This is a genomic window from Proluteimonas luteida (assembly GCF_021191695.1).
In the GTDB taxonomy this organism is placed as follows: domain Bacteria; phylum Pseudomonadota; class Gammaproteobacteria; order Xanthomonadales; family Xanthomonadaceae; genus Luteimonas; species Luteimonas luteida.
The window spans coordinates 36,351-51,132 of sequence record NZ_JAIWPT010000023.1 but is presented as its reverse complement, the minus strand read 5'-3'; the positions used below and the strand labels follow the sequence as shown (position 1 = coordinate 51,132).

Genomic DNA, 14,782 nt, shown 5'->3' with positions numbered 1-14,782 from the left:
CCCGGCAAGGTCATCGTCTGCGCCGTCATGCGCAAGCTCCTCCACCTGGTCTGGGGCGTCCTGCGTTCGGGCAAGCCATTCGATCCCCAACACGCCATTGCATAGGCCGCCGCAAGACGGTATCTACACGTGACCGGCTCGTGTATCGCGCGCCAGACGTAGGTCGGGGCAACGCCCCCGACGCCAGAATCCCCGATCAGGCCGCATCGGGTGCCCCCGGCACCCGTGAATCCGGACGCCGCCCGCGTCGGCCGCGTAGGGCCGACCTACGCAAGGTCGAACGGTCGTCTTTCGCGGACTGGACAAACCGTCTGGAACGGTTTTTGACATCGCACCGGCGAAGGCCCGGAGGGCGATGGACGGTGGAAGAAGCAGGCAGGCAAGGATGTGCGCCCGGTATTCCCCTCGCCCAGGGCCGGCGCACGCATGGACAACATCAACAGCAGCTGGGAAGAGCTGTGCGCATCGGCCGAGCTGGCCAACTTCCGCTTCCACGACCAGCGCCACTCGTTCGCGTCGCGCCTGGTGATGGCCGGCGTGGACTTGAACCCCATGCGCGAGCTGCTGGGGCACTCCGACATCCGCATGACGCTGCGGTATGCGCACCTGGCGCCAGACAAGCTGTCCGAGGCCGTCGCCAAGTTGATCGCGTGAACTGTCCCATTCAGTCCCAAGTAGTACCAGATAGTGATATCATTTCCAGCGATGAAGGCCAGGCACGCACGGACGCTGAAATCCATCTTCCACCGGCCAGTGCTGGGCACGATCCGGTGGGCCGATATCGAGGCTCTGCTGTTGGCTTTGGGTGCTGAGCGTGAGGAGCGCGAAGGATCCCGCGTGGCCTTCATCTGGAAGGAACAGGTTTACGTGTTCCATCGCCCGCATCCCAAGCCGGTGACGGACAAAGGTGCCGTGGCAAGTGTGAAGCGAATATTGCAAGCGAATGGAGTGACCCCATGAACAAGTCCAATGTGTTGAAGATCGACGGCCATCCGGCTGTGATTTCCTACGACCCTGACATCGAGATGTTCCGTGGCGAGTTCGTTGGCTTGAACGGCGGCGCGGACTTCTACGCTACCAACGTGCGCGATCTGAAGGCCGAAGGCACACGCTCCTTGCGTGAGTTTCTGGCCGTGTGCAAGGAGCGAGGCATCGCGCCGGAGAAGAAGTTCTCGGGCACGTTCGCTGTACGTGTGGGCAAGAAAAAGCATGAAGCCCTGGCCATCACCGCAGCAGCCCGTGGCGTCAGCATGAATGCCTTGATCGATCAAGCCATCGAGCATGAGCTGGCCTGCGCCTGACTCAACGACACGTGCCTGACACAACAAACCCCGCGTCACGATCAACGGCTGGATCTTCTCCCACTGATCGATCAGCACTCGCCGACGAAGGCTGGTTCGTACCGGACGACCAGCCCTGACCGGCGAGGCGGTCTCCCAGAAATCAGGGGGTAGCCTCGCCGAGCCGGGCGAGCAGCCGGTCCGGCACGCGCCACGGGTGCACGCGATGGGTCAGCGCCAGCGCCTTGCCGTGCAGCGCCATCTGTTCCGCACTGAACAACTGCGCGCGCAACGGCGCCTCCACGTCCAGCGTCGCCGAATCCGCGGAGCGTTGCGAACGCGCGAACAGGCCGCGCAGCCGCGGCCAGCGGCGGGACATCCTCGACGAGGCGGCCATTGAGGGGTCCTGTCAGGCCGAACGCCTGTGTTGCGTCAGCATCGCACTGTGCGCTGGCGATGCGCGTGACGATGCGGCGCCGGCCTCTCACAGGGTTCCGTCCAGATGGGCGCCGAATGATGCGCAGGGCGGGTCCCGACCCGCCAATCGCGTCGACCGACTGCGCGCCGCTGGCGTGCCAGAGGCAGAGATTCAAGGGATGCTGGGTCTCCGCGCGTTCGGCGGGAAGACGGAGGTCTACGCCAAGTACCGGCCGGACCATCTCGGCGAGGCAGTCGGAGTGATCGATTCCTACATGCAGCGCATGCGTGTTACTTGCGTGCCAGGACTGCTGATTCTTGCCAATCAATCCGGCGCAAATGCCTGATTTGATTGGTGGGCGGTACAGGGTTCGAACCTGTGACCCCTACCATGTCAAGGTAGTGCTCTACCGCTGAGCTAACCGCCCGAAGGGTGCGCATCATACACCGGATTCGGGCGCTGGCGAATACCCCCTTGCAACTTCGTCAGCCTGCCAGGCTGGCCGCCTTGATCTCGCGGATCTGGTCGCGGATCCGGCCCGCCTCCTCGAACTCCAGGTCGCGGGCGTGCTGGTACATCTGCTGCTCCAGCGTCTTGAGCCGCGCGGCCAGCTTTTCCGGCGGCAGCGACGCATAGTCCTCGGCCGGCTCGGCCACCGCCTTGCGGGTCCTGCCCCGGCCGCGCTTCTCCAGTTCCGGCTCGGCGCGCGCGCCCTCCATGATGTCGACGATCGCGCGCGCCACCGACTTCGGCGTGATGCCGTGCTCGGCGTTGTATTCGACCTGCTTCTGCCGGCGCCGGCCGGTCTCGTCGAGCGCGACCTGCATCGAGTTGGTGATGCGGTCGGCGTACAGGATCGCCTTGCCGCGCAGGTTGCGCGCGGCGCGGCCGATGGTCTGGATCAGCGAACCGCTCGACCGCAGGAAGCCCTCCTTGTCGGCATCGAGGATCGCCACCAGCGACACCTCCGGCATGTCCAGGCCCTCGCGCAGCAGGTTGATGCCGACCAGCACGTCGAACTTGCCCAGGCGCAGGTCGCGGATGATCTCCACGCGCTCGACCGTGTCGACATCCGAATGCAGGTAGCGCACCTTGACGTCGTGCTCGCCGAGGTACTCGGTCAGGTTCTCGGCCATGCGCTTGGTCAGCACGGTGATCAGCACGCGGTCGCCCATCGCCACGCGCGCATTGATCTCGCCGAGCACGTCGTCGACCTGGGTCGCGACCGGGCGGATCTCGACCTCCGGGTCGATCAGCCCGGTCGGGCGCACCACCAGCTCGGCCACCTGCCCATCGGCCTTCTCCAGCTCGTACTTGCCGGGCGTGGCCGAGACGAAGATCGCGCGCGGCGAGCGCCCTTCCCACTCCTCGAACTTCAGCGGCCGGTTGTCCATCGCCGACGGCAGCCGGAAGCCGAAGTTGACCAGCGTCTCCTTGCGCGAGCGGTCGCCCTTGTACATCGCGCCGATCTGCGGAACGGTCACGTGCGACTCGTCGACGACCAGCAGCGCGTCGGGCGGCAGGTAGTCGAACAGGCAGGGCGGCGCCTCGCCCGGCATGCGCCCGGTCAGGTGCCGCGAGTAGTTCTCCACGCCGTTGCAGTAGCCGACCTCGGCCATCATCTCCAGGTCGAACTGGGTGCGCTGCTGCAGCCGCTGCGCCTCGACCAGCTTGTTCTCGGCGTAGAACTGCTCCAGCCGCTGCGGCAGCTCGGCCTTGATCGCCTCGATCGCTTCCAGCGTCGTGCGCCGTGTGGTCACGTAGTGCGACTTCGGATAGAGGGTGTAGCGCTGCAGGCTGCGCCGGGTCTCGCCGGTCAGCGGATCGAACTGGGTGATGCGCTCGATCTCGCCGTCGAACAGCTCGATGCGCAGCGCCTCCATCTCCGATTCCGCCGGATGGATGTCGATGACCTCGCCGCGCACGCGATAGGTGCCGCGGCGCAGCTCGGTGTCGTTGCGCGTGTACTGCATCTCGGTCAGCCGGCGGATCAGCTCGCGCTGGTCGATGCGCTCGCCGCGCACCATGTGCAACACCATGCGGAAGTACTCGTTCGGGTCGCCCAGGCCGTAGATCGCCGACACCGAGCACACCACGATCGCGTCGCGCCGCTCCAGCAGCGCCTTGGTCGCCGACAGCCGCATCTGCTCGATGTGCTCGTTGATCGAGCTGTCCTTCTCGATGTAGGTATCCGATGCCGGCACGTAGGCCTCGGGCTGGTAGTAATCGTAGTAGCTGACAAAGTACTCGACCGCGTTGTGCGGGAAGAACGACTTGAACTCGCCGTAGAGCTGCGCGGCCAGGGTCTTGTTCGGCGCCATCACCAGCGTGGGTTTCTGCACCTGCTGGATCACGTTGGCGATGGTGTAGGTCTTGCCCGAGCCGGTGACGCCCAGCAGCGTCTGGTGCGCCAGCCCGGCCTCGAAACCGTCGACCAGCTGCGCGATCGCACGTGGCTGGTCGCCGGCCGGCTGGTACGGCGCGACGAGCTGGAAACCGGCGGGTTGGGTGGCGTCGTTCATGGCGGCAGGGGGGGTCGGGGGAATCGGAGAGATGGGGGCGGGAGGGGGCAACGGCAACCAGTCCGACCCCGCCCGGGCCGGATTCCGACGATAGCAGCCGGAAATTTCCGACGTGGTGATGCACGGACAACCGAGTGCCCGGCCCGCGCGATCCACGCATGCTGATGCCCCCAACAAGGCAGGAGGCCGGCATGCGCAGGACATCGGGATTCACGCTGATCGAGCTGATGATTGCGCTCGCCATCGCGGCCATCACCCTGACCATCGGCATGCCGGCGTTCAGCGCCGCGATCGAGCGCAACCGCGTCCAGACCGCGCTGCACCTGGTCAGCGCCGACCTCGCGATGGCCCGCAGCACCGCCGTCATGCGCCGCGACCAGGTCGTCGTCTGCCCCAGGACACCAGACGCCCGCTGCCGCGACGACATGGACTGGAGCTTTGGGTGGATCGTGTTCACCGACAGCGACGGCAACCGCCAGCCGGACCAGCCCGGCGACCTGCTGCGCGTCTCCGATCCGCCAGCCGGCGCCAGCAATGGCGCGCTGCAGCTCAGCGCCACCCGCAAGTTCCTGCGCTACCAGCGCGACGGTCGCAGCGCCGGCACCAACCTGACCGTCCGCGTCTGCGCGGGCGGCAAGCTGAACGGAGAAGTGGTCGTCAACAACCTCGGACGCGTGCGCAGCCAACGTCACGCCGCGCCGCCGCCCTGCCCCGCCTGAGCAACCGCGCCGCCGCGGCCATCCCGCAAAGGATGCTTGACCCCCGGACGGAAGCCACTAAAATGGCCGTCCCCAGCCCGAATAGCTCAGCCGGTTAGAGCACTTGACTGTTAATCAGGGGGTCGTTGGTTCGAGTCCAACTTCGGGCGCCAGATACGAAAAAGGCCCGCATCGGAAGATGCGGGCCTTTTGTTTTGTCTTTACCTAGCCCAGAGTTTGGGAAGGGACCGACTAGACAGCCTTCTAGAAGCACCCAATGCTGCTTCACCTCTACCCTGCCTGTCTCCCGCCGCAGTTCACCAACACTCGGCGAGATTGCCCTTGCTGTTGCCCTTGCGGCCCGCCTGATCCAACGAAAGATCACCACAGCGGTCCCTCTCCTGATCCCCGTTGGGCGTTGCGACGATCTTGAACGTACTCTGTGTGGGATCCTCGTCGAAATCCAGTCCGTACCAGGCCGTGCTCCCATCCTCGCGCGGCGACTGATCGGATGGCAGCACAAAGCTCTCATAGCTGTTGTTCACCGTATGATGCCGCTCGGCCATCTGTGCGTACTCGAGCAGATCGGCTTTCGCCTGTGCACGCCTGGATTTACGAACGTGCTCCTGATACGAGGGATACGCGATCGCTGCAAGGATCGCGACGATCGCCACAACAATCATCAACTCGATCAGGGTAAAGCCGGCCGCAACCCCGCCACGCGCCGACTTCACCACTCCCGGACCACCCGCCTGGACTTTCATTGGATCACCTCACCTGACGCCAGGATTGCCTGCCACAAGGCCTTGGCATGAACAGGGGCTCTGCGCCGACCGCACGCAGCACCAGCGTGCACTTGGACAGTTCGAGACGACGATCCACGTCGCAGTCCGGATGGGCAGGATCACAGGGCACGACAGGTGGGACGAAGATGTTTGAAGTCCTGGTAGGCGGACCCGTCTCGTCCTCCGGATTGAGCGGGATCGCACCGCAATCACCGGTACAGACCGCGTCCTCCCCGGAACCAGCGCCTTCCGGCGTCAAGCTGACGCCCGCCATGCCACCGCCACCAGTCAAAACATTGAGGCCATACAACCAGTTCACGCCGCCTCCTGAGCCGCAGACGCTCAATGTCGGTTCGTATGTCGTGAAGAACACCTTGCCGTTCTGCAGCGTCGGCGTACCGATGAATCGCTCGCCGGACAGCGTTGCATCAGGGAAGAGATCCACGTACCAACCACGGTGCGTCACGTAACTGACGGCGCCGCGAGTGACATCACGCGTCCTGTGCCCGGAGCTGTTGACTCCCGTTGTCACGGCCTGTCCCCTCAACGCATTCCGCCCGTTGTCGATCCTCGTACTGCACGGCACCGTGGCATTCGCCGGACAGTTGTCCCAGATCCCGTACAGGCTCTGGACTTCGTTGACCGCGTTGTCACCGACCGCGAAGTAGCGCCCCGTCCCAAAGAAGAGGCTGACACCACCACCGGGCCCGCTGGCTACTTCGATTCCGCCGGTGATGGGTTGCGCTACATCATTCCGGCTCGCGGTAAACAACGGCGCACCATTGAATGCGACTGCCCATCCGGTCGGTGTAGACGCAGACAAGTCGAACTTCCACAGATTACCCTGGAGATCTCCGCCATAGACGGTATCCACAAGGCCGTCGCCGTTATTGAAGGCGATGGGCGCAACATTCATCAGGCCGTTGCTGGCGCTGTAGGAACTGAGGCTCGGCCGCAAACGTGCCAAGACCTCGCCGGTCCAAGCATCCGCGACATAGAGTACCGGGAAGCCTGATGCCGAGTTCGGACCGTTCCCGAACAGCGCGACCCATCTCGGCCTGCCGCCGACTTCGACCGGAACAATGAGCGGTTTGCCGAGAACGTAGCCCAGGTCCGGCTCGTTGCCGCCGGTGATCTCCCAGCGCACGTCGTCCTTGTCGAAGTTCTCGGGATCGCTCACGTCAAGGGCGAACACCGAACTTCCGTTTTGGTCGCCGGCGTCTACCGGCCCGCCTGCACCAGTGCTACCCACCAGCAGCGTCTTCCAGCCTCCTGTCTCGTTGGTGGCGATGTCCGAAACAGTGATGCCGCCATCAACATAATATCGATGCTGGTAATTCGGGTTGGCAAGCTCAAAAAGATGACCGCGGGCACCTGCGGGGATGAATCCGAACAGCTCACCGCCACCACCAGTGTCCCGGGCATCGAACGCATGCAGCATCCCATCGTTCGCACCGACATAAACAACCGGACTACGATTCTCGGCCTTGAGCTGGAGATACTCCTGATAGCTCGTGCCAAGCGCGAGCTTCCATTCCGTTGCGGAGAATGATTTCCAGATGGAATAGCCAAAATCGTCATTCGGCTGGAAGATCTCCGGCGTCGAATTCACGATATCGCCGAGCTTCGAATTCCGATCCCTGAATGGCCCGCCATTCCCCTGCTCGTACTGGCTACTGCCTGCAATATAGGAAACAAGGTTTTCCCCGCTTGCCGCCGCCCCCGTAAACCAGACCGGCACAGGTGAAGGAATTCCAAGTGCAGCTCCTCGGGCGGCATCATCGTTCCCGAGCGCGAGGTAGCTGAACGTGTCGGCGGCAACTGGCTCATCGACCTCGCCACTCGCCTCATGCCGTGTGGGCGCGATCGTCACCACGATGTTCCGGTCCACAGGGTCACGCGCCCCCAGAGCGGTCGCGGCATTCCACAGTACCGTACCGCGCGTGCCGTCGGCACCGACCCGTACTCCTAGCACGTTGCCCGACCAGTAGTTGTCTTCGGACGTCGGCGGAGTGAAGCTGGTTTCGACAGTAAACGACCCTGCGTTGATGCGGGCTCCCGCACCACCACCACCGGTCGGACCTCCTGCCCCAGCCGCTTCCTCGAAGATGCGTTCCAACTCCTCCCGCAGCTTGGAGGGATCACGCGCAAAGAAATAGTTGTCCGGCTGACCGGTCTCCCTGGAATCCCATTCACCCGGATCAGGAATGCCATTGCCATTCCTGTCGTTGAACCCGCCATACTTGGCGGCATACCAAAGTGGGCTTTCCAAGGAACCGGCATCACTGGACCCCGCCGTGAACTTCATGACCTTGGGCTTGTCCCAGTCGCCGGGTGGATTTGCCTGATTGGTCAGGATGGAGTTATCGCTACTGCCTGGCCTACGCGCGAGCCTGTAAACACCATCATTATTGGAGCCAGTCACCGCAAAGCCCGTCAACATCGCATTGCCGGCATAGGCCGACAGGTTCTCGATTCTGACAAGCACCTCGTTGGCGCCGACAGTTGGACTGCCGCTCGCACCGCAGACAGAGGAGTCGGAGCGCCAGCAGATGTCCTTACCGCTGTAACCAGCGTTGTTCCGTGGATTGGTATCTGCGTTGCACGCGGAACCCACGCAGTAAGTCAGCATGGCAACGACGTCATTGTCATGATCATTGCCCCACAGCGAATCCTCCCAGACGAGAGAGAAACTGCCGGCAACGGCATTTCCATTGGCGTCGTAAACCAGGTCACGACCGTACACATGCCCGGGTGAAACTGCCGCTTCTTTCGCACCCACGCCAACCGAGCCAAGTGCACAGGTTCTCCAACCGGCATCCGTGATCGCTGCCGAACCCGAAGCATTCGCCTGACACAGAGGAGCGAGCGAAATCGTTCGCCCTCCCACCGGAACGTCGAACTTGGGCAGGTTGTCGGCCAATGCCACGGCATAGGTGTTCACCGTATTGAGATGGCTTGAGGGCTTGCCCTGCAAACCCGGGCGAAGATCAGTCGTCCTTGCCTTATAGGCCATGCCCGACACCAGATAGCTGCCCTCGAGCGAAGGGATATCCGGACAGATGCCACGGACATCCGCCAGACCGGAGACATTTTCAGCAGAGCAGACATCCTCATGCGTATTCAAGGATGCATGCAAGGGCGTGGCGCCCACACGTCCAACGAGGTAGCTTCCGGAAACGCCTTCCGCGACACCGACTGCATTGGTTGCCGCATCCACACTGCCGATCCGTGGAATGCTGGGAATCTCGTCACTGTCGAACGACGGCAGACCCGATGACATCACCAGAATGTTGCATGTCGCACAGTAGGAGTTGCCGCCGCTGGCAGGATCTCGATACGGATCCAACCAATTCGGCTTGGGCAGCCCAGAAAGATCGGACCCGGCATTGAATCCGGACGTTGCACTCGATTCACCAGCAATATAGCGCAGCGCTTCAGCGTACATCTCGGCGATGGGATTTCCCCATGCGCTGCAATCATCGTTTCCAGTGCCCGGATTATTCAAACTCCGGCTGCGGCCCTGCCCTTGACGGTTGAGGATACCCCAATCATTGCAATCACCCCACTTTGAATCGGAAGTCCAACCATTCCATTGCGTCAACCGGAACCTGTCGAGCGTATTGATAATGCCTTCGTCGCCGCTGTTCTGATTGCACAGCTGGCCGGTCGCGAGATTGATCTCGTTGCCGGCACTACAGCCTGTTCCATTCCCGGAAAAACGACTGATGTTGCTGCGCAACACGCCGCCACTGCGGGGATTCGAATAACTTCCGCTGACCATGCCGAAACGCAGGCGGCCGTTCTCACCGTAAGACTGCAACAAACCTGCTGGCTTATAGCGTGTGGTCGTACCATTGCTGTACGGTCGGCAGAAATCTTCCCGCAAATTTTCTGCGACACCCGCGTCGCAGACTTCCACCCTGACAGTGTAGGAAGTGGCCGATCCCGGAGTATCCGAGTTGTGATTGGTACGACACTGATAGAGCGCTGTCGCAGCCCATTCCGACCAGTTGCCACCAGCCTGCCGGAAAACGGGTGGCTCGTCCGCGTTATTGCTGTGTGACGAATTACAGAAAGACTGCGTTCCGCTCAGGGGCGTGAACTCATTGATATCGCCGCCATCGTAGACTTTCACCCACGCATGCAGGTCGTTCGGGATATGCGCCCGCTCGAGCACGGTCCTTCCAGGCTCGTCCACGATGCGCTTCCCGCCGTAGAGCACATAACGCAGGATATCCAGGCGACTCATCGTCACCCAATTGAGGAAGTTCCCGCTCCACTGCTGTCCATTGCAGCTGTGCCCGTTCGCTCCAACTGCAACAGCTACAGCCTTGAACTGCGAATTAGAGTACGAATAGCAAAGCTTGGAATCGAAATATCCCGAGTAAGCGAACGTGTCCTGATATGTCGTATCCAGACGGCCGTCGCCATCCAAATCGCTGTAGTCCGAATAAGCTTTGGTGAAGAGGCGCTCATCCCGCGACATCACCATCATCATCAACGGCGGCACCTGGTCCCCCAGGTACAACGGCGTCTGGGAAATCACGTAGTCGCCGGGTGCCGCATCAAGCACCGCACCCCGCCCCAGGAACAGGCCCGTGCCGGCGGCCGCAATGAGGGTGAAGCGCAACCAGAGTGGAATATTCATGACGTTCCTTCTGTCCCTTACGGGATGAAGATGGTGTTGATGACTGCAGTCGCGGCATTGTCGGAATCCCCGTCGGATCCGAGCGCACTGACTTCGTAGATGTTGCCGGTTTCTTCGTTCAACCTCTCGCCGATACGTAGGCTGCTCGAGGTAAAACATCTGTCCACACGGCGCGTGTACGTTGTCCCGGAAGCGTTGGATGTCAAATCATCCGCCCACGTCAAGGGATCGAAGCTGGTGACGCAGTCCTCCCGATCCGCGGCGAATGTCCCGCTTGCCGACAAGGTGCTGCGAATGCTCTCTTCGACATCGCGAGCACTGGATTCCGCGTTCTGGAATGCGATATTCACCGCGCGATAGTTGGACGCCATGCGTTCCTGCAGAGTCGCGACCTGCATGCCGACAATTCCGATCAACGCCAACAGGATGAGCATGATCAGCGCCACGTACAACGCAGCGCCCTTCTCGCGACGAAAAGAAGGATTGCGACAGAGCGGACGCATGTTCATTTCATCAGTTTCCATACAGGCGGTTCCGGACCGCGACTGTGGTCTGGTAGACAGCGCGAAGACGCCCATCATCGGGCTGCGTGATCGTGACGCCCAGCGAAACATGCTCACGGCCAACTTCTGGTTGCGAAGCGGTGGCACGATCACTGACGCCAAGCAGCCCGATCTGTACCAAGCCCAATCGCCTCCAGTTGTCCGCAGTATCATCAGCGCCACTCAATGCGACCATCTGCCTGTCGATATAACCGGTCGGAGGCTTACTCGAATCCATTTCCCGGTCAAATCCATACAGGAGCTGCATGTTCTCGATGCCTTCGACCATTTCCTCTGCAGCGCCATAGGCGCCAGCAGCACCCGGAGTGACGCCGTAGCGGACCCGATAGAGCGAAGTACCGCCGCGGCCATTGAAACCGACAAAGTAAACAAGACTTTCAGCGCGATAGAGCACCGCTTGGCCCGGTGTAAAAACCGCTGTGAAGTCCACCGCGTTCAGTGGCGCCGCGCCCGCCGTCGAGATGTTGCCCGGTCCGGTAGTGCTGGCCTGAAACACGGTCGCCCCCAGACAATCGGCAACGCCAAAAAGCCCTGGATTGTCGACACCGCTGCGCAGGACGTTCCAGCGCGAACCATCAAAGGCAAATGAAGGCCTCTCCCCTGCGCCTCCGATCGACGTCACCGGTACGCCTTCTGGCGCCAGGTATCGCAGAACCAGAATATCGCTGCCCGGGACGCGATTTGCAGTCGCAGCAGCGACCGGGCTGCCAGCGCTCAATCCAGCCCAGCCGCTTGCAGGGGCAGCGGCACCAATCGCAGGCAACGTCAAAGCCTCCCCTGGCGCAGTATCTTCGGCCTCATACCCCTGGATCGAGATATCGAATCGCAAGGGATCCACAGCCGCCGCCGGAGATGAAGCGAAAGTAGTGGTGATTCCGGCAGGATCCGCGAGCGAATGCGACTGATCGTTGACACAGCCGAAATGCCCAGCCATGCGTGTATCGCGCTGCAGGAAATCAATGGCGAAGCGACCATTCTCCTGCACGCGCGACATACCTTCGGACAGTTGATAGGCTGCCCGCGACGCGGAGAACAGCTGCACGACTCCGATCAGCAGCAGCAAACCGATCAGCATCGCGATCATGAGTTCGATCAGCGAAAAGCCGCGGACACGCGGATGGCGATGAGTGTTCATAGTTCCGACCCTACCGACAGATCCGGCTCGAACCCACCTTCCTGCCATCGTTCGTCATTCCAGACGACATGTACGGTGTAGGTATTTCCGTCACGCGAAACTCTTGCAGTCGCGTTCTCGCCAAGGGCCTTGGAAAGCCGGCAACTCCACGCCCCACGGAAATCATCCGTCGAGACATGATCGCCTAACGCATATGGCTCGCAATCGGCATCCGCCGCAGGATAGTCACCGACGTACTCGGGCGCACTTACCCTATTGGCCCGCATCTGGTCCAGCAGCTCGTAAGCGAAGTTCGTGGCTTGGGTCCGATAGGCGGCGCTTTGCGTGAAGCGTACGTTCGCAGTCTGCAGGAACGCGAATCCGAGAAGGCCAACGCCGAGCACGAGTACTGCCACCATGACCTCGATCAGGGAAAAGCCGGACTGCCTTGGTGCAACCTGGGCGATGGCGCGACTCATTCACATACCTCCATGGCAGACGCCCGCGAAACCTGCCCGGTCACGCCGATCGTGATTATCCGCCGAAGCGCCTGCCCGCCACATTCGTCCGGCTGGACGGCAACAGAAGTTGCCGCGCCAACGATCCGCCCTCGCGGGTCAAACTGCACGCCGGCCTCCGGCCCTTCCACGACGGTACGGCTCTTCCCCTGCACGAAGCGGATCACCTCATCGTCGTCCGGCACGCCATTGCCATCATGGTCGGCCCAGATGATCCATCCAGCCGTCCAGTCGTCACCACAGATTGCCCCATCTGCGGACGGGCACACGATGGCGCCTCTGGCATTGCGGATCGCTTCGCCACGAGCCAGCGACAGGGTCGCGATCATCTCATTGGTGGCGGTTGCCACACGATTGCTCCGGAACACCGACTGGAAGCTGGGTAGCGCGATCGCGAGCAGAACGGCCGCAACTGCGATGACGATCACCAATTCGATCAACGAAAACCCACGGGATTTCACCTGCATACCCCCATCCGCGCTCCCCGCGGCAGTACTGCGAGCATATCGGAGGTCGCAACCTCTGCGCGCCCGAAGCGGACGAGCGGTCGTTTCGGAAGCATCAGCGACAGTGTCTTGCCCGTTTCGATCAGGCGCCGACACCTTGCGGATACACGCCGCACAGTTGGGTCAGTGCAGTCGCCACCTACCCAGGAATCAGGCAATCACCTCGTAACACGGCCGGTACTCCCCGGCGATCTTCATGCGGCGCTGCTCGACGAACGCGCGCAGCAGTGCGTCGAGGGAGCGCATGATCTCGTGGTCGCCGCGGATCTGGAACGGGCCGAAGGCCTCGACGCGACGCATGCCGTCTTCCTTGACGTTGCCGGCGACGATGCCGGAAAACGCACGGCGCAGGTCGGCGGCGAGCTCGTGCGGCCGGCGGCCCTGGTGCAGGTCGAGCGCGGCCATCGCCTCGTGCGTCGGGACGAACGGCTGCTGCAGATCCAGCGGGATCGTCAGCGACCAGTTGAAGTAGAACGCGTCCTTCTGCGCGACGCGGTATTCCTTGACCTTGCGGATGCCGGCGGCCATGCGCCGGGCCACGGTTTCGGGGTCGGCGATGATGATCTCGTAGCGCGAGGCGGCCTCGTCGCCCAGGGTCAGGCGGATGAACTGGTCGATCTGCTCGAAATACGGCGCCGACGCGGTGGGACCGGTCAGGATGAAGGGGAACGGAATGCCGCGGTTCTCCTCCTGCAGCAGCAGGCCGAGCAGGTAGAGGATCTCCTCGGCAGTGCCGACGCCACCGGGGAACACGATGATGCCGTGCCCGAGGCGCACGAACGATTCGAGGCGCTTCTCGATGTCCGGCATGATCACCAGGTGGTTGACGATCGGGTTCGGCGACTCGGCGGCGATGATACCCGGCTCGGTGATGCCGACGTAGCGCGAGTGGCCGTGCCGCTGCTTGGCGTGGGCGACGTTGGCGCCTTTCATCGGCCCCTTCATCGCGCCCGGGCCGCAGCCGGTGCAGATGTCGAGGCCGCGCAGGCCGAGCTCGTAGCCGACCAGCTTGGTGTAGTCGTACTCACCGCGGCCGATCGAGTGGCCGCCCCAGCACACCACCATGTTGGGGTCGCCCGGCTGCAGCAGGCGCGCGTTGCGCAGCAGGCCGAACACCGCATTGGTGATGCCGGCGCTGGATTCGAGATCGGTGGCGTACTCGGGTCCCAGTTCGATCGCGGTGTAGGCGAGATCGCGCACCACCGCGAACAGCAGCTCGGCGATGCCGCGGATGATCTGGCCGTCGACGAACGCCATGCCCGGCGCGTTGCGCAGCTCGATGCGCACGCCGCGGTCCTGCTGCAGCACTTCGATGTCGAAGTCCGGATACAGTTCCTGCGCCGCGCGCGGGTCGTCGGATGCGCTGCCGCTGGTCAGCACCGCCAGCGCACAGCGCCGCAGTAGGTCGTGCATGCCGCCGCTGGAGGCGTCCTTGAGCCGCGCGACCTCGTCGCGGGAGAGGATGTCGAGCCCGCCGCACGGGTAGATGTAGGCATTGACCGTGGGCAGCGCCGTCGCCGCCTTGCTGTTGTCGCTCATCGTCTCTTCTTGTCTTTTTTTGGTGCCGAACTGTAGCGCGACGCCGGCGCAAACGGAAACACGCCGGGGTCTTCCGGCGCGATTCCTGACATCGCGTCAGTGCTGGTCAGAAGCGTGGCCACGGAGTTGGCGGGCCGCAACCAAGACAAGAAGGCGGCCCACTCCGGGAGCGGACGGCCCGCGGACAC

The 14,782-nt window shown here is 62.7% G+C and carries 13 protein-coding genes, 2 tRNA genes and 1 pseudogene; 6 read left to right on the top strand and 10 right to left on the bottom strand.

Annotated features, from left to right (window positions below; translation table 11 throughout):
* The 4 genes and pseudogenes from LDO26_RS16450 to LDO26_RS16435 all read left to right on the top strand — a co-directional run.
* Positions 1-105, top strand: a pseudogene (locus tag LDO26_RS16450) (IS110-like element ISStma4 family transposase); the annotation flags it as partial.
* A 321-nt stretch (positions 106-426) separates the two neighbouring features.
* Positions 427-654 carry a tyrosine-type recombinase/integrase gene (locus LDO26_RS16445; RefSeq protein ID WP_232132180.1) on the top strand — a complete coding sequence of 76 codons (228 nt, stop codon included), beginning with the start codon at positions 427-429 and terminating at the stop codon, positions 652-654.
* 51 nt (positions 655-705) lie between these two features.
* Positions 706-960, top strand: a complete 255-nt coding sequence (locus LDO26_RS16440; protein WP_232132179.1) for a type II toxin-antitoxin system HicA family toxin — start codon at positions 706-708, stop codon at positions 958-960.
* On the top strand, positions 957-1,301 hold the full coding sequence (locus LDO26_RS16435) for a type II toxin-antitoxin system HicB family antitoxin (protein WP_232132178.1): 345 nt from the start codon (positions 957-959) through the stop codon (positions 1,299-1,301). The genes LDO26_RS16440 and LDO26_RS16435 overlap by 4 nt, the downstream gene beginning before the upstream one ends.
* 142 nt (positions 1,302-1,443) lie before the next feature.
* Here LDO26_RS16435 and LDO26_RS16430 read toward each other — a convergent pair whose 3' ends face one another.
* From LDO26_RS16430 to uvrB, 3 genes are all read right to left on the bottom strand, one after another.
* Complete coding sequence (locus tag LDO26_RS16430) at positions 1,444-1,677, bottom strand: hypothetical protein (protein ID WP_232132177.1); 234 nt, start codon at positions 1,675-1,677, stop codon at positions 1,444-1,446.
* 373 nt (positions 1,678-2,050) lie between these two features.
* Positions 2,051-2,125 (bottom strand) — tRNA-Val (locus LDO26_RS16425).
* A 58-nt stretch (positions 2,126-2,183) separates the two neighbouring features.
* Positions 2,184-4,220, bottom strand: coding sequence for an excinuclease ABC subunit UvrB (gene uvrB, locus LDO26_RS16420; protein WP_232132176.1), 2,037 nt, complete (start codon positions 4,218-4,220; stop codon positions 2,184-2,186).
* Between the two features lie 191 nt (positions 4,221-4,411).
* On the opposite strand from uvrB, the gene LDO26_RS16415 reads away from it, so the two are divergent.
* Both LDO26_RS16415 and LDO26_RS16410 read left to right on the top strand, forming a co-directional pair.
* Positions 4,412-4,939: a GspH/FimT family pseudopilin gene (locus LDO26_RS16415; protein ID WP_232132175.1), complete on the top strand. Its 528-nt coding sequence runs from the start codon at positions 4,412-4,414 to the stop codon at positions 4,937-4,939.
* A gap of 75 nt (positions 4,940-5,014) precedes the next feature.
* Positions 5,015-5,091, top strand: a tRNA-Asn gene (locus LDO26_RS16410).
* 144 nt (positions 5,092-5,235) lie between these two features.
* Here LDO26_RS16410 and LDO26_RS16405 read toward each other — a convergent pair.
* From LDO26_RS16405 to ppnN, 7 genes are all read right to left on the bottom strand, one after another.
* Complete coding sequence (locus LDO26_RS16405; RefSeq protein ID WP_232132174.1) at positions 5,236-5,682, bottom strand: type IV pilin protein; 447 nt, start codon at positions 5,680-5,682, stop codon at positions 5,236-5,238.
* Positions 5,683-5,686: 4 nt separating this feature from the next.
* The gene (locus LDO26_RS16400; protein ID WP_232132173.1) at positions 5,687-10,354 is read right to left on the bottom strand and encodes a pilus assembly protein; all 4,668 of its coding nucleotides are present in this window, start codon (positions 10,352-10,354) and stop codon (positions 5,687-5,689) included.
* A gap of 17 nt (positions 10,355-10,371) precedes the next feature.
* Complete coding sequence (locus tag LDO26_RS16395; RefSeq protein WP_232132172.1) at positions 10,372-10,863, bottom strand: pilus assembly PilX family protein; 492 nt, start codon at positions 10,861-10,863, stop codon at positions 10,372-10,374.
* 4 nt (positions 10,864-10,867) lie between these two features.
* Positions 10,868-12,052 (bottom strand): PilW family protein, encoded by a 1,185-nt coding sequence (locus LDO26_RS16390; RefSeq protein WP_232132171.1) that lies wholly within the window; start codon positions 12,050-12,052, stop codon positions 10,868-10,870.
* Positions 12,049-12,510: a type IV pilus modification protein PilV gene (gene pilV / locus LDO26_RS16385; RefSeq protein ID WP_232132170.1), complete on the bottom strand. Its 462-nt coding sequence runs from the start codon at positions 12,508-12,510 to the stop codon at positions 12,049-12,051. Before pilV ends, LDO26_RS16390 begins: the two co-directional genes overlap by 4 nt.
* The gene (locus LDO26_RS16380) at positions 12,507-13,016 is read right to left on the bottom strand and encodes a GspH/FimT family pseudopilin (protein ID WP_232132169.1); all 510 of its coding nucleotides are present in this window, start codon (positions 13,014-13,016) and stop codon (positions 12,507-12,509) included. Before LDO26_RS16380 ends, pilV begins: the two co-directional genes overlap by 4 nt.
* A gap of 189 nt (positions 13,017-13,205) precedes the next feature.
* A complete protein-coding gene (ppnN, locus tag LDO26_RS16375; RefSeq protein ID WP_232132168.1) occupies positions 13,206-14,594 on the bottom strand; it encodes a nucleotide 5'-monophosphate nucleosidase PpnN in 1,389 nt (462 codons plus the stop codon).
* Between the last annotated feature and the right edge of the window lie 188 nt (positions 14,595-14,782).